Origin of the sequence: Escherichia sp. WS568, from assembly GCF_046486085.1 — a bacterium.
GTDB classification, from domain to species: domain Bacteria; phylum Pseudomonadota; class Gammaproteobacteria; order Enterobacterales; family Enterobacteriaceae; genus Escherichia; species Escherichia coli.
Map to the genome: position 1 here is coordinate 134,763 of NZ_JBJQMC010000003.1, position 21,467 is coordinate 156,229.

General features: G+C 51.6%; 22 protein-coding genes and 3 tRNA genes. 11 read left to right on the forward strand and 14 right to left on the reverse strand.

What is annotated here, in order from left to right:
- Window positions 1-8: 8 nt before the first annotated feature.
- The 4 genes from ACJHWR_RS04820 to orn form a co-directional block, all read right to left on the reverse strand.
- Window positions 9-84 (reverse strand) — tRNA-Gly (locus tag ACJHWR_RS04820).
- A gap of 35 nt (window positions 85-119) precedes the next feature.
- Window positions 120-195, reverse strand: a tRNA-Gly gene (locus ACJHWR_RS04825).
- Window positions 196-352: 157 nt separating this feature from the next.
- Window positions 353-428: transfer RNA gene (locus ACJHWR_RS04830), tRNA-Gly, on the reverse strand.
- 210 nt (window positions 429-638) lie between these two features.
- Complete coding sequence (gene orn, locus ACJHWR_RS04835; protein WP_001295188.1) at window positions 639-1,184, reverse strand: oligoribonuclease; 546 nt, start codon at window positions 1,182-1,184, stop codon at window positions 639-641.
- 94 nt (window positions 1,185-1,278) lie between these two features.
- On the opposite strand from orn, the gene rsgA reads away from it, so the two are divergent.
- The 3 genes from rsgA (at window position 1,279) to mscM (ending at window position 6,740) form a co-directional block, all read left to right on the forward strand.
- The gene (gene rsgA / locus ACJHWR_RS04840; RefSeq protein ID WP_000041980.1) at window positions 1,279-2,331 is read left to right on the forward strand and encodes a small ribosomal subunit biogenesis GTPase RsgA; all 1,053 of its coding nucleotides are present in this window, start codon (window positions 1,279-1,281) and stop codon (window positions 2,329-2,331) included.
- Between the two features lie 95 nt (window positions 2,332-2,426).
- Window positions 2,427-3,395 carry an archaetidylserine decarboxylase gene (gene asd, locus ACJHWR_RS04845; protein WP_000934920.1) on the forward strand — a complete coding sequence of 323 codons (969 nt, stop codon included), beginning with the start codon at window positions 2,427-2,429 and terminating at the stop codon, window positions 3,393-3,395.
- Between the two features lie 21 nt (window positions 3,396-3,416).
- Window positions 3,417-6,740, forward strand: coding sequence for a miniconductance mechanosensitive channel MscM (mscM, locus tag ACJHWR_RS04850; RefSeq protein ID WP_001236797.1), 3,324 nt, complete (start codon window positions 3,417-3,419; stop codon window positions 6,738-6,740).
- A 30-nt stretch (window positions 6,741-6,770) separates the two neighbouring features.
- On the opposite strand, the gene ACJHWR_RS04855 is transcribed toward mscM, so the two are convergent.
- The 4 genes from ACJHWR_RS04855 to epmA form a co-directional block, all read right to left on the reverse strand.
- Entirely contained in the window at window positions 6,771-7,085 is a 315-nt protein-coding gene (locus ACJHWR_RS04855; RefSeq protein WP_001276173.1) for a YjeO family protein, read from the reverse strand.
- Entirely contained in the window at window positions 7,082-7,396 is a 315-nt protein-coding gene (yjeN, locus tag ACJHWR_RS04860; RefSeq protein ID WP_000340721.1) for a protein YjeN, read from the reverse strand. Before yjeN ends, ACJHWR_RS04855 begins: the two co-directional genes overlap by 4 nt.
- A 62-nt stretch (window positions 7,397-7,458) precedes the next feature.
- Window positions 7,459-8,961 (reverse strand): glutamate/gamma-aminobutyrate family transporter YjeM, encoded by a 1,503-nt coding sequence (gene yjeM, locus ACJHWR_RS04865; RefSeq protein WP_024175765.1) that lies wholly within the window; start codon window positions 8,959-8,961, stop codon window positions 7,459-7,461.
- Between the two features lie 218 nt (window positions 8,962-9,179).
- A complete protein-coding gene (gene epmA / locus ACJHWR_RS04870) occupies window positions 9,180-10,157 on the reverse strand; it encodes an elongation factor P--(R)-beta-lysine ligase (RefSeq protein WP_000004771.1) in 978 nt (325 codons plus the stop codon).
- Between the two features lie 324 nt (window positions 10,158-10,481).
- Here epmA and frdA point away from each other — a divergent pair, with 324 nt between their 5' ends.
- The 6 genes from frdA to blc all read left to right on the forward strand — a co-directional run bounded on the left by frdA (window position 10,482) and on the right by blc (window position 15,610).
- Window positions 10,482-12,290, forward strand: a complete 1,809-nt coding sequence (gene frdA / locus ACJHWR_RS04875; RefSeq protein WP_001192967.1) for a fumarate reductase (quinol) flavoprotein subunit — start codon at window positions 10,482-10,484, stop codon at window positions 12,288-12,290.
- Complete coding sequence (frdB, locus tag ACJHWR_RS04880; protein WP_000829498.1) at window positions 12,283-13,017, forward strand: fumarate reductase iron-sulfur protein; 735 nt, start codon at window positions 12,283-12,285, stop codon at window positions 13,015-13,017. The genes frdA and frdB overlap by 8 nt, the downstream gene beginning before the upstream one ends.
- A gap of 10 nt (window positions 13,018-13,027) precedes the next feature.
- Window positions 13,028-13,423 carry a fumarate reductase subunit FrdC gene (gene frdC / locus ACJHWR_RS04885; RefSeq protein ID WP_000208757.1) on the forward strand — a complete coding sequence of 132 codons (396 nt, stop codon included), beginning with the start codon at window positions 13,028-13,030 and terminating at the stop codon, window positions 13,421-13,423.
- Window positions 13,424-13,433: 10 nt separating this feature from the next.
- Entirely contained in the window at window positions 13,434-13,793 is a 360-nt protein-coding gene (gene frdD, locus ACJHWR_RS04890) for a fumarate reductase subunit FrdD (RefSeq protein WP_000609663.1), read from the forward strand.
- A 62-nt stretch (window positions 13,794-13,855) separates the two neighbouring features.
- The gene (locus ACJHWR_RS04895; protein ID WP_012311719.1) at window positions 13,856-14,989 is read left to right on the forward strand and encodes a BlaEC family class C beta-lactamase; all 1,134 of its coding nucleotides are present in this window, start codon (window positions 13,856-13,858) and stop codon (window positions 14,987-14,989) included.
- 87 nt (window positions 14,990-15,076) lie between these two features.
- Window positions 15,077-15,610 (forward strand): lipocalin Blc, encoded by a 534-nt coding sequence (gene blc, locus ACJHWR_RS04900; RefSeq protein WP_001238378.1) that lies wholly within the window; start codon window positions 15,077-15,079, stop codon window positions 15,608-15,610.
- On the opposite strand, the gene sugE is transcribed toward blc, so the two are convergent.
- The 4 genes from sugE to efp all read right to left on the reverse strand — a co-directional run bounded on the left by sugE (window position 15,607) and on the right by efp (window position 17,099).
- Window positions 15,607-15,924, reverse strand: coding sequence for a quaternary ammonium compound efflux SMR transporter SugE (sugE, locus tag ACJHWR_RS04905; protein WP_000118475.1), 318 nt, complete (start codon window positions 15,922-15,924; stop codon window positions 15,607-15,609). The genes blc and sugE overlap by 4 nt on opposite strands.
- Before the next feature lie 174 nt (window positions 15,925-16,098).
- Window positions 16,099-16,245, reverse strand: a complete 147-nt coding sequence (gene ecnB, locus ACJHWR_RS04910; RefSeq protein WP_000239596.1) for a lipoprotein toxin entericidin B — start codon at window positions 16,243-16,245, stop codon at window positions 16,099-16,101.
- Between the two features lie 110 nt (window positions 16,246-16,355).
- Window positions 16,356-16,481: a lipoprotein antitoxin entericidin A gene (gene ecnA, locus ACJHWR_RS04915; protein WP_000977754.1), complete on the reverse strand. Its 126-nt coding sequence runs from the start codon at window positions 16,479-16,481 to the stop codon at window positions 16,356-16,358.
- Between the two features lie 51 nt (window positions 16,482-16,532).
- A complete protein-coding gene (gene efp / locus ACJHWR_RS04920; protein WP_000257278.1) occupies window positions 16,533-17,099 on the reverse strand; it encodes an elongation factor P in 567 nt (188 codons plus the stop codon).
- Window positions 17,100-17,140: 41 nt separating this feature from the next.
- On the opposite strand from efp, the gene epmB reads away from it, so the two are divergent.
- Window positions 17,141-18,169, forward strand: coding sequence for an EF-P beta-lysylation protein EpmB (epmB, locus tag ACJHWR_RS04925; RefSeq protein ID WP_000940539.1), 1,029 nt, complete (start codon window positions 17,141-17,143; stop codon window positions 18,167-18,169).
- Window positions 18,170-18,403: 234 nt separating this feature from the next.
- The gene (locus ACJHWR_RS04930) at window positions 18,404-19,273 is read left to right on the forward strand and encodes a YjeJ family protein (RefSeq protein WP_001008027.1); all 870 of its coding nucleotides are present in this window, start codon (window positions 18,404-18,406) and stop codon (window positions 19,271-19,273) included.
- A gap of 49 nt (window positions 19,274-19,322) precedes the next feature.
- Here the strand turns inward: ACJHWR_RS04930 and ACJHWR_RS04935 are convergent, their stop codons facing one another.
- Together ACJHWR_RS04935 and groL are read right to left on the reverse strand one after the other, a co-directional pair.
- Complete coding sequence (locus tag ACJHWR_RS04935; RefSeq protein ID WP_001460206.1) at window positions 19,323-19,676, reverse strand: DUF4156 domain-containing protein; 354 nt, start codon at window positions 19,674-19,676, stop codon at window positions 19,323-19,325.
- A gap of 134 nt (window positions 19,677-19,810) precedes the next feature.
- Window positions 19,811-21,457 (reverse strand): chaperonin GroEL, encoded by a 1,647-nt coding sequence (gene groL, locus ACJHWR_RS04940; protein WP_000729117.1) that lies wholly within the window; start codon window positions 21,455-21,457, stop codon window positions 19,811-19,813.
- Window positions 21,458-21,467: the final 10 nt, after the last annotated feature.

Consider the following 21,467-nt stretch of genomic DNA (forward strand, 5'->3'; position numbering starts at 1 on the left):
GAAGAATTTGGAGCGGGAAACGAGACTCGAACTCGCGACCCCGACCTTGGCAAGGTCGTGCTCTACCAACTGAGCTATTCCCGCTTGGGTGGTCTGTGCTTTACAGCACTTTCAAATTTTGGAGCGGGAAACGAGACTCGAACTCGCGACCCCGACCTTGGCAAGGTCGTGCTCTACCAACTGAGCTATTCCCGCTTAATCTTCGTCTTTCGAACTGCTACTACCTTGGCTGCCTTCACTCACCTTAGTCACTTACTTTTGTAAGCTCCCAAGGATTCGTTCAGTTGCCGCCTTGTCGCAATTCGAAATACTGCGATTGGGTGGTCTGTGCTTTGCAGCACTTTTCAAATTTTGGAGCGGGAAACGAGACTCGAACTCGCGACCCCGACCTTGGCAAGGTCGTGCTCTACCAACTGAGCTATTCCCGCGTACTACTTAATTTTGCTTTCGTAATTTTCGCATTTCTGCGTCGTTACGGGAGGCGCATTATACGAGAAATCTTTCCCTCTGCAACCCCCCTAAAAAATTTTTTTTGAGTTTTTATCTCAAGTGCTGAAATTATCGGCAAGACGTTCAATTTAGCGTCAAAATCACGCCACCGCAAGTGGATTACGGCGCTTACGTGACCAGGAAAAAATTTACAGCTTGATAAAATGCTCGCGGTAGTAAGCCAGCTCCGCCACCGATTCACGGATATCATCCATCGCCTGATGCGTCCCCTGCTTGGTAAAACCATCAAGAATTTCCGGCTTCCAGCGGCGCGCCAGCTCTTTCAGGGTGCTGACATCGAGATAACGGTAGTGGAAGTAGGCTTCCAGCTCCGGCATGTATTTAAACAGGAAGCGACGGTCCTGACCGATGCTGTTACCACAAATCGGCGATTTTCCCGCAGGCACCCACTGTTTTAAGAATTCGAGCGTTGCCAGTTCAGCTTCACGATCGCCCATCGTGCTCGCTTTCACGCGCTCCACCAGCCCGCTGGCGGTATGGGTGCGCACGTTCCAGTCATCCATCAGCGCCAGCTGTTCATCGGACTGATGTACTGCAATGGTCGGCCCTTCTGCCAGAATATTCAGGTTGGCATCGGTCACCAGCGTGGCAATCTCAATAATGCGATCGCGCTCGGGATCCAGACCGGTCATCTCAAGATCGATCCAAATCAGGTTGTTTTCATTGGCACTCATGCTATTTTCCACCCATTCACAGTGACTATATTGATCCACAATTGCGTGTATCATAGATGTTTTGCCCATCAGGGGCGACCAGGAGTCTGTACGATTGAGTAAAAATAAACTCTCCAAAGGCCAGCAGCGCCGCGTGAACGCCAATCACCAGCGTCGTCTTAAAACGTCTAAGGAGAAGCCCGACTACGACGACAATCTGTTTGGCGAGCCTGATGAAGGTATCGTCATCAGCCGCTTTGGTATGCACGCTGATGTGGAATCCGCAGATGGCGACGTTCACCGCTGCAATATTCGCCGTACCATCCGTTCGCTGGTGACCGGCGACCGCGTAGTCTGGCGTCCGGGTAAACCGGCGGCGGAAGGCGTAAATGTCAAAGGGATCGTGGAAGCGGTGCATGAGCGCACTTCAGTGTTAACGCGCCCGGACTTCTACGATGGCGTGAAACCTATTGCCGCCAACATCGACCAGATTGTCATTGTCTCCGCCATTTTGCCGGAGCTGTCGCTCAATATTATCGACCGTTACCTGGTGGCCTGCGAAACCTTGCAGATTGAGCCGATTATTGTGCTCAACAAAATAGACCTGCTGGACGACGAAGGTATGAAGTTCGTCAACGAGCAGATGGACATCTACCGCAATATCGGTTATCGCGTATTGATGGTTTCCAGTCATACACAGGATGGGCTGAAACCGCTGGAAGAGGCGTTGACCGGGCGCATCAGCATTTTTGCCGGGCAGTCTGGCGTTGGCAAATCCAGCCTGCTGAACGCGTTGCTGGGGCTGCAAAAAGAGATCCTGACCAACGATGTCTCTGACAACTCGGGGCTTGGTCAGCACACCACGACCGCCGCTCGGCTGTATCACTTCCCGCACGGCGGTGATGTGATTGACTCCCCAGGAGTGCGTGAGTTCGGCCTCTGGCACCTGGAGCCGGAACAAATCACTCAGGGCTTTGTCGAATTCCATGACTATTTAGGTCTGTGTAAATATCGCGATTGCAAACACGATACCGATCCGGGCTGCGCTATCCGGGAAGCGGTTGAGGAAGGGAAAATCGCGGAAACCCGTTTCGAAAACTATCACCGTATTCTGGAAAGCATGGCGCAGGTAAAAACGCGTAAAAACTTTTCTGATACGGATGACTGACAATTAAGCTAACCGTCGTTAGAATCGTCCCCTTTTTTCAGGATCCGGCATGTAGGCCGGATCAGGAACGACAAAACAATGGCCTGGAGGCTACCTTGTTAAATTCATTTAAACTTTCGCTACAGTACATTCTGCCGAAACTATGGCTTACTCGCCTGGCGGGTTGGGGCGCAAGCAAGCGGGCAGGATGGCTGACAAAACTGGTTATCGATCTGTTCGTTAAATACTACAAGGTCGACATGAAAGAGGCGCAAAAGCCGGATACCGCCAGCTACCGCACCTTTAACGAATTCTTTGTCCGTCCGCTGCGTGACGAAGTACGCCCAATCGATACCGATCCGAATGTACTGGTTATGCCTGCCGATGGCGTTATCAGCCAGTTGGGTAAAATCGAAGAAGATAAAATCCTGCAAGCCAAAGGCCACAACTACAGCCTCGAAGCCCTGCTGGCAGGCAACTATCTGATGGCGGACCTGTTCCGCAACGGTACGTTTGTGACCACTTACCTCTCCCCGCGTGACTACCACCGCGTACACATGCCGTGCAACGGTATTCTGCGTGAGATGATCTACGTGCCGGGCGATCTCTTCTCCGTTAACCATCTCACCGCTCAGAACGTGCCGAATCTGTTTGCCCGTAACGAACGCGTGATCTGCCTGTTCGATACCGAATTTGGCCCAATGGCGCAGATTCTGGTCGGGGCGACGATTGTAGGCAGCATTGAGACGGTCTGGGCGGGCACCATTACGCCGCCGCGCGAAGGTATCATCAAGCGCTGGACCTGGCCTGCCGGGGAAAACGACGGTTCTGTGGCACTGCTGAAAGGCCAGGAAATGGGTCGCTTTAAACTCGGTTCCACCGTTATCAACCTGTTTGCACCGGGTAAAGTGAATCTGGTTGAGCAACTGGAAAGCCTGTCTGTCACGAAAATTGGCCAGCCGCTGGCAGTATCTACCGAAACCTTTGTTACGCCAGACGCTGAACCCGCCCCGCTTCCTGCTGAAGAGATCGAAGCAGAACACGACGCCAGCCCATTGGTTGACGACAAAAAAGACCAGGTCTAATCCATCAAAGGAAACGCTGACGTGCGCCTGATTATCACTTTTCTGATGGCCTGGTGCCTCAGTTGGGGGGCGTACGCCGCGACGGCCCCCGATAGCAAACAAATCTCACAAGAACTGGAGCAGGCAAAAGCGGCGAAACCCGCGCAACCGGAAGTCGTAGAGGCGCTCCAGTCTGCCTTAAATGCGCTTGAGGAACGGAAAGGTTCCCTTGAGCGCATCAAGCAATATCAAGAAGTCATTGATAATTATCCGAAACTCTCCGCTACTCTGCGCGCGCAATTAAACAACATGCGTGACGAGCCGCGCAGCGTGTCACCGGGAATGTCTACCGACGCGCTGAATCAGGAAATTCTCCAGGTCAGCAGCCAGTTGCTGGATAAAAGCCGTCAGGCCCAGCAAGAGCAGGAACGCGCCCGCGAGATTGCCGATTCGCTGAATCAACTGCCGCAACAGCAAACCGATGCCCGCCGTCAGTTAAATGAAATCGAGCGCCGCCTGGGGACGCTTACCGGCAATTCCCCGCTCAATCAGGCACAAAATTTCGCGTTGCAGTCTGACTCCGCACGCCTGAAAGCGCTCGTCGATGAACTGGAACTGGCGCAGCTGTCCGCCAATAACCGCCAGGAATTAGCGCGCTTACGCTCAGAGCTGGCGGAAAAAGAGAGCCAGCAACTGGATGCATATTTGCAGGCCTTACGTAATCAGTTGAACAGCCAACGTCAGCTTGAGGCGGAGCGGGCGCTGGAAAGTACCGAATTACTGGCAGAAAACAGTGCCGATTTGCCGAAAGATATCGTCGCGCAATTCAAAATTAACCGCGAACTATCGGCAGCGCTGAATCAACAGGCGCAGCGGATGGATCTCGTTGCCTCGCAACAGCGTCAGGCTGCCAGCCAGACGTTACAGGTCCGGCAGGCGTTGAATACGCTGCGTGAACAGTCGCAATGGCTGGGCTCGTCCAACCTGCTCGGCGAAGCGTTGCGGGCGCAGGTGGCACGGCTGCCGGAAATGCCAAAACCACAACAGCTTGATACCGAAATGGCGCAGTTGCGTGTGCAACGGTTACGTTATGAGGATCTGCTTAATAAACAGCCGCAGCTAAGGCAAATTCATCAGGCCGACGGTCAGCCGCTGACCGCCGAGCAAAACCGTATTCTGGAAGCACAGCTACGCACTCAGCGTGAGTTGCTGAACTCATTGTTGCAGGGTGGCGACACGCTACTACTGGAACTGACCAAGCTGAAAGTCTCCAACGGGCAACTGGAGGATGCGCTGAAAGAGGTGAATGAAGCGACGCACCGCTATCTGTTCTGGACCTCTGACGTGCGCCCGATGACCATCGCCTGGCCGCTGGAAATCGCCCAGGATCTGCGTCGTCTCATTTCGCTGGACACCTTCAGTCAGTTGGGCAAAGCCAGTGTGATGATGCTGACCAGTAAAGAGACAATTTTACCGCTGTTTGGCGCGTTGATTCTGGTCGGTTGCAGTATTTACTCACGCCGCTATTTCACCCGTTTTCTTGAACGTTCGGCGGCGAAAGTCGGCAAAGTGACTCAGGATCACTTCTGGCTGACGTTACGCACTCTTTTCTGGTCGATTCTCGTCGCGTCACCGCTACCGGTGCTGTGGATGACGCTGGGTTACGGCTTGCGCGAGGCGTGGCCTTATCCGCTGGCGGTCGCGATTGGCGATGGTGTAACGGCCACCGTGCCGCTGCTGTGGGTAGTGATGATTTGCGCTACCTTTGCCCGCCCGAACGGCTTGTTTATCGCTCATTTTGGCTGGCCGCGCGAACGCGTTTCCCGTGGGATGCGCTACTACCTGATGAGCATCGGGCTTATTGTGCCACTGATTATGGCGCTGATGATGTTCGATAACCTCGACGACCGCGAATTTTCCGGTTCGCTGGGACGGCTTTGCTTTATCCTCATTTGCGGTGCGCTGGCGGTGGTCACCCTCAGCCTGAAAAAGGCCGGGATCCCGCTGTATCTCAACAAAGAAGGCAGCGGCGACAACATTACCAACCATATGCTGTGGAACATGATGATTAGCGCACCGCTGGTCGCTATTCTGGCGTCGGCGGTGGGTTATCTGGCAACGGCGCAGGCACTGTTAGCGAGGCTTGAAACCTCGGTTGCCATCTGGTTCCTGCTACTGGTGGTTTATCACGTTATCCGCCGCTGGATGCTGATCCAGCGCCGCAGGCTGGCGTTTGACCGGGCGAAGCATCGCCGGGCAGAGATGTTAGCGCAACGTGCGCGTGGCGAAGAGGAAGCGCATCATCACAGTAGCCCGGAAGGAGCAATTGAAGTCGATGAAAGCGAAGTCGATCTCGATGCCATCAGTGCGCAATCCTTGCGGCTGGTGCGCTCAATTTTGATGTTGATCGCCCTGCTTTCGGTCATTGTGCTGTGGTCAGAAATCCATTCCGCTTTCGGCTTCCTCGAAAATATTTCGCTGTGGGATGTCACTTCCACGGTACAGGGCGTAGAAAGCCTGGAGCCGATTACCCTCGGTGCGGTACTGATTGCCATTCTGGTGTTTATCATCACCACGCAGCTGGTGCGCAACCTGCCCGCGCTGCTGGAACTGGCGATTCTGCAGCACCTGGATTTAACGCCGGGTACGGGCTACGCCATCACCACCATCACCAAATATCTGCTGATGCTGATTGGCGGGCTGGTCGGCTTCTCGATGATTGGTATTGAGTGGTCGAAATTGCAGTGGCTGGTCGCCGCGCTCGGTGTTGGTCTCGGTTTTGGTTTGCAGGAAATTTTCGCCAACTTTATCTCTGGCCTGATTATCCTGTTCGAAAAACCGATTCGCATTGGCGATACGGTAACGATCCGCGATCTTACCGGTAGTGTGACGAAAATTAACACCCGCGCCACCACCATCAGCGACTGGGACCGCAAAGAAATTATCGTGCCGAACAAGGCGTTTATTACCGAGCAGTTTATCAACTGGTCGCTCTCTGACTCGGTCACGCGCGTGGTGTTGACGATTCCGGCCCCTGCCGATGCCAACAGTGAAGAAGTGACGGAAATCCTGCTCACCGCAGCGCGTCGCTGCTCGCTGGTGATCGACAACCCGGCACCGGAAGTCTTCCTGGTGGATCTGCAACAGGGGATTCAGATTTTCGAGCTGCGTATTTACGCCGCAGAAATGGGTCACCGCATGCCGCTACGCCATGAGATTCACCAGCTAATTCTGGCAGGCTTCCATGCCCACGGTATCGATATGCCATTCCCGCCCTTCCAGATGCGTCTGGAAAGCCTGAATGGTAAACAAACGGGGAGAACATTAACTTCTGCGGGCAAAGGTCGTCAGGCGGGAAGTTTGTAAGGTCTTTGTGGCCGGATGAACCCATCCGGCTTATAAGCAAAACTGATAGCGCAGAAAAAACTGCCACAGCCAATAGCCGAAAATAGCCAGCGCGGTGGCGTACATAAACCAGCCGCGTTTTTTTCGCCACAAAGCGAACCAGAGAAAAGGGAAAAAGAGCGGTAACGTCATTATCACACCGACATCACGGGTATCGTCATCTTCGAGATACATCAGCACATCGCAGACGTTATTAATCCCGCGTCCATCAATCATCCACTCTTTGTCCAGCGCGGAAGTGATGGTTATCCAGAGGAACGCCACAATAAACCAGATGCAGCACAAGATAAACATGCGCGCACTCATGAGATAATCGGTCGCTTAATTTCGCTATAGCGCATACGAAACAAATCGCCGTATCCCACTAATTCTCCGCGAAAAACCAGACATCTAATAAGATAAGCGCAATAGATATCCGGCAGGTTTCCCCACCGCGGACCATCGCGCTCTTTGAGGGTATTAATAGTGTTACCCACCACCATCGCTACTTTGCGGGTGTGGCGGGTATCGACAAAAGAGAGGACCGTTTGCTCTATTTCCGCCACATCCCCGGCAGAAAAGTGCAGCTCCCTGATTTCATCTTCGGTTATCACTGGATCCCGACTAGCGTCGTCCATAACGTCTTCCTTTCCAGACAACTCATCGCCGGAGAGACGATGAGTTGCAGGATTTCATATGATCAGTCGAGAGCTAACTCAGGTTTGTTCGCCATGCGACTGCAATAGTTCTGGTAAATCGCCATCGCTAACAGCGAGAAGAAGACAGGGCCGCCAATCATCCACAATGTGCTGTCCCAGTCTCCAGCTTCAACCACAGGTTGAATGATGGTGAAGACGTTCGCAAATGTCACCACCAGTACGACAACCACTGTTGCAATCATTGCCGACATATGCGTTTTGAAAATCACAAACGGTCTGTCGAGATCCTGACGTGCTTTAAAAAATGGGAAAGCCAGCGCGAGGAACAGGTAAGGAAGCGTCATAGACACGTTCGCCATCAGCGTCAGCTTGTTAAAGAACGCCGATGCGGTACCGCCACCAAACGAAACCAGCAGAATGAAGATAGTAACCAACCCGCACTGCATCCACATGGCAATAGACGGCATCCCCATCGTATTCAGGCGCGTCATCGGTTCCGGCCACAATGCTTTCGGCGTTCCCTGGATGATGGCTTTCAGCGGTGAATAGCAAAGCGTAAAGAACGCACCGGTATAAGCGAGGAACATCGACAGTCCGGTAATACGCGCAAACCATACGCCCAGCGACAATGACGCTTCAGGTGAAAAATGCAGTGCGTTACCCAGCGTCACCCCGAGGCTCTTCATCAGCACATAGGTAATATTGCCGAGGTTAACGGAACCATTACTTAATACCTGCTGCCAGTTTGTGCTGACGCCCCATAAAAATATTGCCAGCGAATAACCGATTGAAATAACAATAGCGGCAAAAACAATACCTTTGGCAAAGTTCTTTTCTGGATTTTCCGTTTTATCGACCAGACCACCCACCGCTTCAATTCCGCCATAGGCAAAAATAGCAAATACCACAAACGATAGCATTGCCAGACCGGACTGATAACCTGGGTTCGGTGATGCAAGGAAATTAATATCCTGCGCGAAATGCCCACCATTTAATAACAAAATAGTAATGCTTACTAACAGCAATACTAAATTCAGACACATTACTGCAATACCGCCCACCGCAGTAATGCGGGCAATTTTATTAATCCCCTTTGAAGCAACGACGGTGACCAGAATCATCCATGCCACTGCCAGCAGACCAACCACCTGCGTAGGCTCCAGTCCGGCAATACGCCAGTGCTGGGTCATGTCGCTACCATAGAGGAATGTTGAGAACGGTACCCAAACTTTCGCTGAGGTACTCACCATCCAGATGATATAAGAGGAAAACCACATAAATGTACCAATGAAGGCAAAACGTGGTCCGACACTATTATTCATCCAGGAATAGATACCACCTTCTTCTTTGCGATAAGCCGCTCCCATTTCAGCCATCATTAAGGCGAATGGAATAAAGAATAACAATGCAGAAAATATATAAAAGGGAATCGCACTATAACCCATTAAGTAATAAGCCGATGGGCTATTGGCAAATCCAAATACGGAAGTAAAGATCATCAATATGAGTCCTATCAGACTCATCTTTTTTATCGTGTGAGGCATGAAACCATCCTTCATTTCAGCGCGTGTATAAAACGCGCCCACTGAACTGCACTGCCCAACATTGAGCGGGCAGCGTAAAAACCAATACAGAATTGATACCTGGATGATATCAAATATCCAGTCTTAAATTGTGGCCTTTAGCGGAAAAATGAAAACATATGCTACAGAATGGCGCTTATCACGCCATTCTTCGCGGTTAATTCAGTAATTTTTCAGAATTATGCCCGGTCAACGCTAAAGGCGATGACTTCAGCCAGTGTCTCCGCGCCCAGCGCCAACATCACCAGACGATCAACGCCTAATGCCACGCCGGAACAGTCAGGCATACCGACTTTCAAGGCTTCAATCAGATTCTGGTCAATGGGGTGCTGCGGCAAACCGCGCGCCGCGCGCTTACGGTTATCTTGTTCAAAGCGTTGTTGCTGCTCACGGGCATCCGTCAATTCATGGAAACCATTCGCCAGCTCAATACCTTTATAATAAACCTCAAAGCGTTCAGCGACCCGATGATCTTCGGTACTGATTTGCGCCAGTGATGCCTGGCTGGCTGGAAAGTGGTACACAAAGGTCGGTTTTTCTTTGCCAATATTTGGCTCTACGCCAAAGGTAAACAGCAATTGTAGCAACGTGTCGCGGTCTTCTTCGGTATCTGCAACGTTGCTCAAATCCAGTTTCGCTGCCACTTCCCGCAGTTGCGTTTTGTCGGCAGAGAGCGGGTCAATTTCCAGATAACGCAAGAAAGCTTGTTGATAAGAAAGGCTTTCTGCTGCCGGGCAGTCCAGCACTTGTTGTAAGAGATCGTCCACCTCGTTCATCAACCGGTACATATCATAGTGCGGTCGATACCACTCAAGCATAGTGAACTCAGGGTTGTGATAACGCCCCATCTCTTCATTACGGAAGCTGCGGCACAGCTGGAATACCGGCCCACAACCAGCAACCAGCAGGCGTTTCATATGGTATTCAGGGCTGGTCATTAACCAGAGATTCATCCCCTGCGAATGCCCGGGGCCAACGAAACGTGTCTCAAACGGGACCAAATGAATATCGGTTACCGTCGCCTGGCTCATACAAGGCGTCTCCACCTCCAGCACTCCACGATCGGCAAAGAAACGACGGATCTCCGCCATAATCGCCGCGCGTTTTAATAAGTTAGGAATGGATGCGCTCGGCTGCCAGGATGCCGTTTCGCTCATAGTTAAATCTCCAGTTTTTGACAAGGGCACGAAGTCTACTCGCAACGCGACGGCGAGACAAATTTTACGCAGGAATCAAACAACGGTGGGCAGTGACTAAAAAAAGCACGATCTGATGGTTTAGTAATTAAATTAATCATCTTCAGTGATAATTTAGCCCTCTTGCGCACTAAAAAAATCGATCTCGTCAAATTTCAGACTTATCCATCAGACTATACTGTTGTACCTATAAAGGAGCAGTGGAATAGCGTTCGCAGACCGTAACTTTCAGGCACTTACCCTGAAGTACGGGGCTGTGGGATAAAAACAATCTGGAGGAATGTCGTGCAAACCTTTCAAGCCGATCTTGCCATTGTAGGCGCCGGTGGCGCGGGATTACGTGCTGCAATTGCTGCCGCGCAGGCAAATCCAAATGCAAAAATCGCACTAATCTCAAAAGTATACCCGATGCGTAGCCATACCGTTGCTGCAGAAGGGGGCTCCGCCGCTGTCGCGCAGGATCATGACAGCTTCGAATATCACTTTCACGATACAGTAGCGGGTGGCGACTGGTTGTGTGAGCAGGATGTCGTGGATTATTTCGTCCACCACTGCCCAACCGAAATGACCCAACTGGAACTGTGGGGATGCCCATGGAGCCGTCGCCCGGATGGTAGCGTCAACGTACGTCGCTTCGGCGGCATGAAAATCGAGCGTACCTGGTTCGCCGCCGATAAGACCGGCTTCCATATGCTGCACACGCTGTTCCAGACCTCTCTGCAATTCCCGCAGATCCAGCGTTTTGACGAACATTTCGTGCTGGATATTCTGGTTGATGATGGTCATGTTCGCGGCCTGGTAGCAATGAACATGATGGAAGGCACGCTGGTGCAGATCCGTGCTAACGCGGTCGTTATGGCTACCGGCGGTGCGGGTCGCGTTTATCGTTACAACACCAACGGCGGCATCGTTACCGGTGACGGTATGGGTATGGCGCTAAGCCACGGCGTTCCGCTGCGTGACATGGAATTCGTTCAGTATCACCCAACCGGTCTACCAGGTTCCGGTATCCTGATGACCGAAGGCTGCCGCGGTGAAGGTGGTATTCTGGTCAACAAAAATGGCTACCGTTATCTGCAAGATTACGGCATGGGCCCGGAAACTCCGCTGGGCGAGCCGAAAAACAAATATATGGAACTGGGTCCACGCGACAAAGTTTCTCAGGCCTTCTGGCACGAATGGCGTAAAGGCAACACCATCTCCACGCCACGTGGCGATGTGGTTTATCTCGACCTGCGTCACCTCGGCGAGAAAAAACTGCATGAACGTCTGCCGTTCATCTGCGAACTGGCGAAAGCGTACGTTGGCGTCGATCCGGTTAAAGAACCGATTCCGGTACGTCCGACCGCACACTACACCATGGGTGGTATCGAAACCGATCAGAACTGTGAAACCCGCATTAAAGGTCTGTTCGCCGTGGGTGAATGTTCCTCTGTTGGTCTGCACGGTGCGAACCGTCTGGGCTCCAACTCGCTGGCGGAACTGGTGGTCTTCGGTCGTCTGGCCGGTGAGCAAGCTATGGAACGCGCATCTACTGCCGGTAATGGCAACGATGCAGCAATCAATGCTCAGGTTGCTGGCGTTGAACAGCGCCTGAAAGATCTGGTTAACCAGGATGGCGGCGAAAACTGGGCTAAGATCCGCGACGAAATGGGCATGGCCATGGAAGAAGGCTGCGGTATCTACCGTACGCCAGAACTGATGCAGAAAACCATCGACAAGCTGGCAGAATTGCAGGAACGCTTCAAGCGCGTGCGCATCACCGACACTTCCAGCGTGTTCAACACCGACCTGCTCTACACCATTGAACTGGGTCACGGTCTGAACGTTGCTGAATGTATGGCGCACTCCGCAATGGCACGTAAAGAGTCTCGCGGCGCGCACCAGCGTCTGGACGAAGGTTGCACCGAGCGTGACGACGTCAACTTCCTCAAACACACCCTCGCCTTCCGCGATGCTGATGGCACGACTCGCCTGGAGTACAGCGACGTGAAGATTACTACGCTGCCGCCAGCTAAACGCGTTTACGGTGGCGAAGCGGATGCAGCCGATAAGGCGGAAGCAGCCAATAAGAAGGAGAAGGCGAATGGCTGAGATGAAAAACCTGAAAATTGAGGTGGTGCGCTATAACCCGGAAGTCGATACCGCACCGCATAGCGCATTCTATGAAGTGCCTTATGACGCAACTACCTCATTACTGGATGCGCTGGGCTACATCAAAGACAACCTGGCACCGGACTTGAGCTACCGCTGGTCCTGCCGTATGGCGATTTGTGGTTCCTGCGGCATGATGGTTAACAACGTGCCAAAACTGGCATGTAAAACCTTCCTGCGTGATTACACCGACGGTATGAAGGTTGAAGCGTTAGCTAACTTCCCGATTGAACGCGATCTGGTGGTCGATATGACCCACTTCATCGAAAGTCTGGAAGCGATCAAACCGTACATCATCGGCAACTCCCGCACCGCGGATCAGGGTACTAACATCCAGACCCCGGCGCAGATGGCGAAGTATCACCAGTTCTCCGGTTGCATCAACTGTGGTCTGTGCTACGCCGCGTGCCCGCAGTTTGGCCTGAACCCAGAGTTCATCGGTCCGGCTGCCATTACGCTGGCGCATCGTTATAACGAAGATAGCCGCGACCACGGTAAGAAGGAGCGTATGGCGCAGTTGAACAGCCAGAACGGCGTATGGAGCTGTACTTTCGTGGGCTACTGCTCCGAAGTCTGCCCGAAACACGTCGATCCGGCTGCGGCCATTCAGCAGGGCAAAGTAGAAAGTTCGAAAGACTTTCTTATCGCGACCCTGAAACCACGCTAAGGAGTGCAACATGACGACTAAACGTAAACCGTATGTACGGCCAATGACGTCCACCTGGTGGAAAAAATTGCCGTTTTATCGCTTTTACATGCTGCGCGAAGGCACGGCGGTTCCGGCTGTGTGGTTCAGCATTGAACTGATTTTCGGGCTGTTTGCCCTGAAAAATGGCCCGGAAGCCTGGGCGGGATTCGTCGACTTTTTACAAAACCCGGTTATCGTGATCATTAACCTGATCACTCTGGCGGCAGCCCTGCTGCACACCAAAACCTGGTTTGAGCTGGCACCAAAAGCAGCCAATATCATTGTAAAAGACGAAAAAATGGGACCAGAGCCAATTATCAAAAGTCTCTGGGCGGTAACTGTGGTTGCCACCATCGTAATCCTGTTTGTTGCCCTGTACTGGTAAGGAGCCTGAGATGATTAATCCAAATCCAAAGCGTTCTGACGAACCGGTATTCTGGGGCCTCTTCGGGGCCGGTGGTATGTGGAGCGCAATTATTGCGCCGGTGATGATCCTGCTGGTGGGTATTCTGCTGCCACTGGGGCTATTTCCGGGTGATGCGCTGAGCTACGAGCGCGTTCTGGCGTTCGCGCAGAGCTTCATTGGTCGCGTATTCCTGTTCCTGATGATCGTTCTGCCGCTGTGGTGTGGTTTACACCGTATGCACCACGCGATGCACGATCTGAAAATCCACGTACCTGCGGGTAAATGGGTTTTCTACGGTCTGGCTGCTATCCTGACAGTTGTCACACTGATTGGTGTCGTTACAATCTAACGCATCGCCAATGTAAATCCGGCCCGCCTATGGCGGGCCGTTTTGTATGGAAACCAGACCTTATGTTCAAAACGACGCTCTGCACCTTATTAATTACCGCCTCTTGCTCCACATTTGCCGCCCCTCAACAAATCAACGATATTGTGCATCGCACAATTACCCCGCTTATAGAGCAACAAAAGATCCCCGGTATGGCGGTGGCGGTAATTTATCAGGGTAAACCTTATTACTTTACCTGGGGCTATGCGGACATCGCCAAAAAGCAGCCCGTCACACAGCAAACGTTGTTTGAGTTAGGTTCGGTCAGCAAAACATTTACGGGCGTGCTTGGTGGCGACGCTATTGCTCGAGGGGAAATCAAGTTAAGCGATCCCACAACAAAATACTGGCCTGAACTTACCGCTAAACAGTGGAATGGGATCACACTATTACATCTCGCAACCTACACCGCTGGCGGCCTGCCATTGCAGGTGCCGGATGAGGTGAAATCCTCAAGCGACTTGCTGCGCTTCTATCAAAACTGGCAGCCTGCATGGGCTCCAGGAACACAACGTCTGTATGCCAACTCCAGTATCGGTTTGTTCGGCGCACTGGCTGTGAAGCCGTCTGGTTTGAGTTTTGAGCAGGCGATGAAAACTCGTGTCTTCCAGCCACTCAAACTCAATCATACGTGGATTAATGTACCGTCCGCAGAAGAAAAGAACTACGCCTGGGGATATCGCGAAGGTAAGGCAGTACATGTTTCGCCAGGGGCGTTAGATGCTGAAGCTTATGGTGTGAAGTCGACCATTGAAGATATGGCCCGCTGGGTGCAAAGCAATTTAAAACCCTTTGATATCAATGAGAAAACACTTCAACAAGGGATACAACTGGCACAATCTCGCTACTGGCAAACCGGCGATATGTATCAGGGTCTGGGCTGGGAAATGCTGGACTGGCCGGTAAATCCTGACATCATCATTAACGGCAGTGACAATAAAATTGCACTGGCAGCACGCCCCGTAAAACCGATTACGCCCCCAACTCCTGCAGTACGTGCATCATGGGTACATAAAACGGGGGCGACCGGCGGATTTGGTAGCTATGTCGCGTTTATTCCAGAAAAAGAGCTGGGTATCGTGATGCTGGCTAACAAAAACTATCCCAATCCAGCGAGAGTTACCGCCGCCTGGCAGATTCTCAACACTCTACAGTAAAATTTCATCGGGTCCGAATTTTCGGACCTTTTCTCCGCTTTTCCTTGCTGTCATCTACACTTAGAAAAAACCAGTAAGGAAACATTTATGCGCCTGCTCCCTCTCGTTGCCGCAGCGACAGCTGCATTTCTGGTCGTTGCCTGCAGTTCTCCTACGCCGCCGCGTGGCGTGACCGTAGTGAATAATTTCGACGCTAAACGCTATCTCGGCACCTGGTATGAGATTGCCCGTTTTGATCACCGCTTTGAACGTGGACTGGAAAAAGTCACCGCAACATACAGCCTGCGGGATGACGGCGGCCTGAATGTCATTAATAAAGGCTATAACCCTGACAGAGGAATGTGGCAGCAGAGTGAAGGGAAAGCGTACTTTACCGGCGCACCAACTCGCGCTGCGCTGAAAGTGTCATTCTTTGGTCCTTTCTATGGCGGTTATAACGTTATTGCACTCGATCGGGAATACCGCCATGCGCTGGTTTGCGGCCCGGACCGCGACTACCTGTGGATACTCTCTCGCACGCCAACCATTTCTGACGAAGTGAAACAGGAGATGCTGGCAGTCGCGACCCGGGAAGGGTTTGATGTCAGTAAGTTTATTTGGGTACAGCAGCCCGGTAGTTAGTGAGTGCTGAGTTTCAGACCAATAATCCCCAATACGATTAACGCCAGACTCGCCAGGCGCATCGGGTTAGCGGACTCACCGAGCAGCACAATGCCGGTGATGGCCGCGCCGACTGCGCCAATACCCGTCCACACGGCATAAGCCGTCCCTACTGGTAACGATTTCATCGCCCAGGCAAGTAGCGCCATACTGACAATCATCGCCATCACGGTAATAACACTTGGCGTCAAACGACTAAAGCCGTGGGTATATTTCAGGCCAACGGCCCATACCACTTCCAGCAGACCAGCAATAACTAAGATAATCCAGGACATATCAGGCTCCGGAGAATTGGGGCCGTCCCCGGTGAAAAGAGGCGTTTGCAGGTCGTCCTGCAAAGCTGATGGTTGAACGGATATTTTGCCAGGTGGCAGGGGAATTTCAACTATTACCTTTGTGACTATTGCAAAAAAACAAACGGCACGACATAACTGTCGTACCGTTATTGCTTACTGCTGCGCTTTCGTTGCTGCGCCAGAAATCGCGTTACCGCCATCAGAAATGTCTTCACCAACGCCACGCGTGGTGTTGCAGGCAGTTAATACTGTTGAAAGCACCAGAACAGAAAAGATCGCTGCAATTGTCTTCTTCACCATAACGTCTTCCTTTTAGGTAATGTTATTTATGTTTGCCTATAGCAAATTAATAATAGACAACATCACCAAAAATGATGGAAATCTGATGATTTTTCGGAAGAGAAGAAAAATTAGCTGGCAGCGCGGGAGATGGAATTACCGAGATGTTTAATGTCTTCACCAAAACCGCGAGCGGTGTTACAGCCCGTGAGCAGCGCACTGGCAAGCAAAACAAGAACGATAAGGCGTTTCATCATCTCTGACCTGAATAAGTGATGGTGCAGCCTGCAGGCCGCACCACAACCGCATTACTTCACGCGAGAGACGTATTCACCAGAGCGGGTATCCACTTTGATGACTTCGCCGATCTGCACGAACAGCGGAACTTTAACCACAGCGCCAGTAGACAGGGTAGCTGGTTTGCCGCCAGTACCTGCGGTATCACCTTTCAGGCCCGGATCGGTATCAACGATTTCCAGTTCAACGAAGTTCGGCGGAGTAACGGAGATCGGCTGACCATTCCACAGAGTTACGATACACTCTGCCTGATCAAGCAGCCATTTCGCGTTGTCGCCAATTGCTTTTGCGTCAGCAGACAGCTGCTCGAAAGTTTCGTTGTTCATGAAGTGCCAGAACTCACCGTCGTTGTACAGGTAAGTCAGGTTCATATCGACAACATCAGCGCCTTCAGCGGAATCAGTAGATTTGAAGGTTTTTTCTACGCGAGTACCGGTCAGCAGACGACGCAGTTTAACGCGAGCAAATGCCTGGCCTTTACCCGGTTTTACGAATTCACTCGCTTCAACCGCGTAAGGTTCGCCGTCTAACATGATTTTAAGACCAGCACGAAAATCGTTGCTATAGTACGTTGCCATAAGGCCCTCTGAAATTTGTTAATTGGTAGCTAAGCCACAAAATGGCGCATATTGTAACCCTAAATACCCCATCCAGAGAAGATTGGTTAACGCAACTTGCCGATGTTGTGACCGATCCTGATGAACTTCTGCGTCTTTTGAATATAGACGCGGACGAAAAACTGTTGGCCGGACGCAGCGCCAAAAAGCTGTTTGCCCTGCGTGTGCCCCGCTCATTTATCGATCGCATGGAGAAAGGCAATCCGAACGATCCGCTTTTGCGTCAGGTAATTACCTCGCAAGATGAGTTTGTCGTCGCGCCCGGATTCTCCACCGACCCGCTGGAAGAACAGCACAGCGTAGTGCCAGGTTTGTTGCATAAATACCACAACCGGGCGCTTTTGCTGGTCAAAGGCGGCTGCGCGGTAAATTGCCGCTATTGCTTCCGTCGCCACTTCCCCTATGCCGAAAATCAGGGCAACAAGCGTAACTGGCAGATTGCACTTGAGTATGTTGCTGCGCATCCGGAACTGGACGAGATGATTTTCTCCGGCGGCGATCCGCTGATGGCGAAAGATCACGAGCTGGACTGGTTGCTCACACAACTGGAAGCCATCCCGCATATCAAACGTCTGCGGATTCACAGCCGTCTGCCGATTGTGATCCCGGCACGCATCACAGATGCGCTGGTTGAACGCTTTTCACATTCTACGCTGCAAATCTTGCTGGTGAATCACATCAACCATGCCAATGAGATAGATGAAACATTCCGTCAGGCGATGGCTAAGTTGCGCCGGGTAGGCGTTACTTTGCTCAACCAGAGCGTTCTGTTACGTGATGTGAACGATAACGCACAAACGCTGGCAAACCTGAGTAATGCGTTGTTCGATGCCGGCGTGATGCCGTATTACCTGCATGTGCTCGATAAAGTACAGGGCGCGGCGCATTTTATGGTGAGTGATGACGAAGCACGGCAGATTATGCGTGAGTTGCTGACACTGGTGTCGGGATATCTGGTGCCTAAACTGGCGCGAGAAATTGGCGGCGAACCCAGCAAAACGCCGCTGGATCTCCAGCTACGCCAGCAGTAACTGATTAAACAGGGAAGTTTAATCTTTGCCCGTTGCATAACCTTTAATTATTCATATACATTGCTGTTGTTACTCTTTATATAACCAACACCAATAATTAACCTTTCTTTTCTGTTTATATAGAGTGAGCACGGCTATTTATGTTATTTTAACAACTATTACTACCAAGCCCATTTATCTGGCTTATAAACTAAAATTAATTATTTAATTGAGAAATGGTTAGGGAGAACCTACATGGCCATAAGCATCAAGGGTGTTAATACCGGTGTTATTCGCAAGAGTAATAATTTCATTGCACTGGCGCTGAAAATTAAAGAGCCTCGCAATAAAGAATCGTTGTTCTTTCTGTCTGTCATGGAACTGCGCGACCTTCTGATTGCGCTGGAAAGCCGTTTGCATCAAAAGCATAAACTGGATGCTGCTGCACGCCTTCAGTATGAGCAAGCTCGCGATAAAGTCATTAAGAAAATGGCAGAAAATATCCCAGAAATTCTGGTTGATGAGCTTAAAAATGCCGATATTAATCGTCGGGTTAACACGCTGGAACTTACCGATAATCAGGGTGAAAATCTTACCTTCGTATTAACGCTACATGACGGTAGCACATGTGAGTTAGTCATCAATGAATTGCAGATTGAAATGCTGGCGCGAGCAATCATTCATGCAATTAATAATGCGGAAATGCGTGAACTGGCATTACGTATTACCTCACTGTTAGATTTCCTGCCGTTATACGACGTTGACTGCCAGGACAATGGCAATCTGGAATATGACACCTATTCCCAACCGGAATGGAAACATAACTTGTTCAACCATTATCTGGCGGTGCTTTACCGCTTTAAAGATAAAAGTGGCAAAGAACAATTTAGCGGCGCAGTGGTGAAAACGCGTGAAGCAACGCCGGGTAAAGAAGTGGAGGCGATCACTCGCCGAATGCTTGATTTCAGCCCCCGACTGAAAAAACTCGCGGGTGTGCCATGTCAGGTCTATGTTCGCACCGTAGCGGCAAATAATGCCCAACCGCTAACCCAGGATCAATGCTTACGCGCGCTGCATCACTTACGTGTTCAATCCACCAGCAAAACTGCACCGCAGGCGAAATAATCCCATCTGTTTTACTACGAGGCTGGAAGTATCCAGCCTCTGGATCCCATCAGTTCGGGCACTTATATACCTGGCCGATAATCTGGCTATCCGTCGGGACAAAACTGGACAACATTCCCTGCGACGGGCTGCTGATGCCATAAATCACGTTACCGCCCATTGCAGCCGCCTGGTTGCGCAGATCGTTTGCTGCGCCGCGCATAGAACCGCCTTCTTCACCGTGTTGCCCGGAAAGCCAGTTGCTTTGCTTACCTGTCGCAGTACCAATCAGCTGGCACTCTGCGCCTGGCTGCTCGTCCACAATGCGTACACTCTGACCGGCAGCACTCAATTCGTTGCTGGAGCCACAACCCGCCATCAGTAGCGCGGCACCGACAATCCCTGCTAAGTATTTTACGTGCATGTTATTCCCCATAATCAATGAGCTGGACGCCACTCGCGTCTGTGTGTGAATCTTATACTAAAAAGATGACTAAAAGAAAAACCCCCAGACATTTCTGCCCGGGGGTTTGTTTATTTCTGCGAGGTGCAGGGCAATTACATCATGCCGCCCATGCCACCCATGCCGCCCATACCGCCAGCAGCGCCTAAGTCAGCTGCATCGTTTTTCGGCAGGTCGGTAACCATGCACTCGGTGGTGATCATCAGGCCAGCCACAGAAGCCGCGTACTGCAGAGCAGAACGGGTTACTTTAGTTGGATCCAGGATACCCATGTCGATCATGTTGCCGTATTCTTCGGTTGCTGCGTTGTAACCGTAGTTGCCGTCGCCGCCTTTAACGGTGTTAGCAACAACAGACGGTTCTTCGCCGCAGTTCAGGACGATCTGACGCAGCGGAGCTTCCATTGCACGCAGTGCAACTTTGATACCCACGTTCTGGTCTTCGTTCTGACCACGCAGGTCAGCCAGTTTAGACGCTACGCGGATCAGCGCAACACCACCACCAGCAACCACGCCTTCTTCTACCGCAGCACGGGTCGCGTGCAGGGCGTCTTCAACGCGTGCTTTTTTCTCTTTCATTTCAACTTCGGTAGCAGCACCTACTTTGATAACTGCAACGCCGCCTGCCAGTTTCGCTACGCGCTCCTGCAGTTTTTCACGGTCGTAGTCAGAAGTTGCTTCTTCAATCTGCTGACGGATCTGAGCAACACGGCCCTGGATTGCAGCTTCTTCACCCACGCCATCGATGATGGTGGTAGTGTCTTTGTTGATCACAACACGTTTAGCCTGACCCAGGTCTTCCAGGGTTGCTTTTTCCAGCTCCATACCGATCTCTTCAGAGATTACGGTACCGCCAGTCAGGGTTGCGATATCCTGCAGCATAGCTTTACGACGATCGCCGAAGCCCGGAGCTTTAACCGCAGCAACTTTCACGATGCCACGCATGGTGTTAACAACCAGAGTTGCCAGCGCTTCGCCTTCAACATCTTCAGCGATGATCAGCAGCGGTTTGCCTGCTTTGGCAACAGCTTCCAGAACCGGCAGCATTTCGCGGATGTTGGAGATTTTCTTGTCAGCCAGCAGGATGAACGGGCTTTCCAGTTCTACTGCGCCAGTTTCCGGCTTGTTGATGAAGTAAGGAGACAGGTAGCCACGGTCGAACTGCATACCTTCAACCACGTCCAGTTCGTCCTGCAGACCGGTACCGTCTTCAACGGTGATAACACCTTCTTTACCGACTTTGTCCATCGCTTCAGCGATCAGTTTACCTACGGTTTCGTCGGAGTTAGCGGAGATGGTACCAACCTGAGCAATCGCTTTAGAGTCAGAGCACGGTACGGACAGCGCTTTCAGTTCTTCAACTGCAGCGGTAACAGCTTTGTCGATACCACGTTTCAGGTCCATCGGGTTCATGCCCGCAGCAACAGCTTTCAGACCTTCAGTGATGATAGCCTGAGCCAGTACGGTTGCAGTGGTGGTACCGTCGCCTGCAGCGTCGTTCGCTTTAGAGGCAACTTCTTTCACCATCTGCGCACCCATATTTTCGAACTTGTCTTCCAGTTCGATTTCACGAGCAACGGAAACACCATCTTTGGTGATGGTCGGTGCACCGAAAGATTTATCCAGAACTACGTTACGGCCTTTCGGACCGAGGGTAACTTTCACTGCATCTGCCAGTACGTTTACGCCGCGCAGCATTTTCACACGAGCGTCGTTACCGAATTTTACGTCTTTAGCTGCCATTATCTTTATT

What these genes read in the sequence shown, in the direction of transcription:
- orn (WP_001295188.1), bottom strand. Translation starts at nt 1,184, where the DNA reads ATGAGTGCCAATGAAAACAACCTGATTTGGATCGATCTTGAGATGACC.
- ACJHWR_RS04855 (WP_001276173.1), bottom strand. Translation starts at nt 7,085, where the DNA reads ATGAGTGCGCGCATGTTTATCTTGTGCTGCATCTGGTTTATTGTGGCG.
- yjeN (WP_000340721.1), bottom strand. Translation starts at nt 7,396, where the DNA reads ATGGACGACGCTAGTCGGGATCCAGTGATAACCGAAGATGAAATCAGG.
- yjeM (WP_024175765.1), bottom strand. Translation starts at nt 8,961, where the DNA reads ATGCCTCACACGATAAAAAAGATGAGTCTGATAGGACTCATATTGATG.
- epmA (WP_000004771.1), bottom strand. Translation starts at nt 10,157, where the DNA reads ATGAGCGAAACGGCATCCTGGCAGCCGAGCGCATCCATTCCTAACTTA.
- frdB (WP_000829498.1), top strand. Translation starts at nt 12,283, where the DNA reads ATGGCTGAGATGAAAAACCTGAAAATTGAGGTGGTGCGCTATAACCCG.
- frdC (WP_000208757.1), top strand. Translation starts at nt 13,028, where the DNA reads ATGACGACTAAACGTAAACCGTATGTACGGCCAATGACGTCCACCTGG.
- frdD (WP_000609663.1), top strand. Translation starts at nt 13,434, where the DNA reads ATGATTAATCCAAATCCAAAGCGTTCTGACGAACCGGTATTCTGGGGC.
- ACJHWR_RS04895 (WP_012311719.1), top strand. Translation starts at nt 13,856, where the DNA reads ATGTTCAAAACGACGCTCTGCACCTTATTAATTACCGCCTCTTGCTCC.
- blc (WP_001238378.1), top strand. Translation starts at nt 15,077, where the DNA reads ATGCGCCTGCTCCCTCTCGTTGCCGCAGCGACAGCTGCATTTCTGGTC.
- sugE (WP_000118475.1), bottom strand. Translation starts at nt 15,924, where the DNA reads ATGTCCTGGATTATCTTAGTTATTGCTGGTCTGCTGGAAGTGGTATGG.
- ecnB (WP_000239596.1), bottom strand. Translation starts at nt 16,245, where the DNA reads ATGGTGAAGAAGACAATTGCAGCGATCTTTTCTGTTCTGGTGCTTTCA.
- ecnA (WP_000977754.1), bottom strand. Translation starts at nt 16,481, where the DNA reads ATGATGAAACGCCTTATCGTTCTTGTTTTGCTTGCCAGTGCGCTGCTC.
- efp (WP_000257278.1), bottom strand. Translation starts at nt 17,099, where the DNA reads ATGGCAACGTACTATAGCAACGATTTTCGTGCTGGTCTTAAAATCATG.
- epmB (WP_000940539.1), top strand. Translation starts at nt 17,141, where the DNA reads ATGGCGCATATTGTAACCCTAAATACCCCATCCAGAGAAGATTGGTTA.
- ACJHWR_RS04930 (WP_001008027.1), top strand. Translation starts at nt 18,404, where the DNA reads ATGGCCATAAGCATCAAGGGTGTTAATACCGGTGTTATTCGCAAGAGT.
- ACJHWR_RS04935 (WP_001460206.1), bottom strand. Translation starts at nt 19,676, where the DNA reads ATGCACGTAAAATACTTAGCAGGGATTGTCGGTGCCGCGCTACTGATG.
- groL (WP_000729117.1), bottom strand. Translation starts at nt 21,457, where the DNA reads ATGGCAGCTAAAGACGTAAAATTCGGTAACGACGCTCGTGTGAAAATG.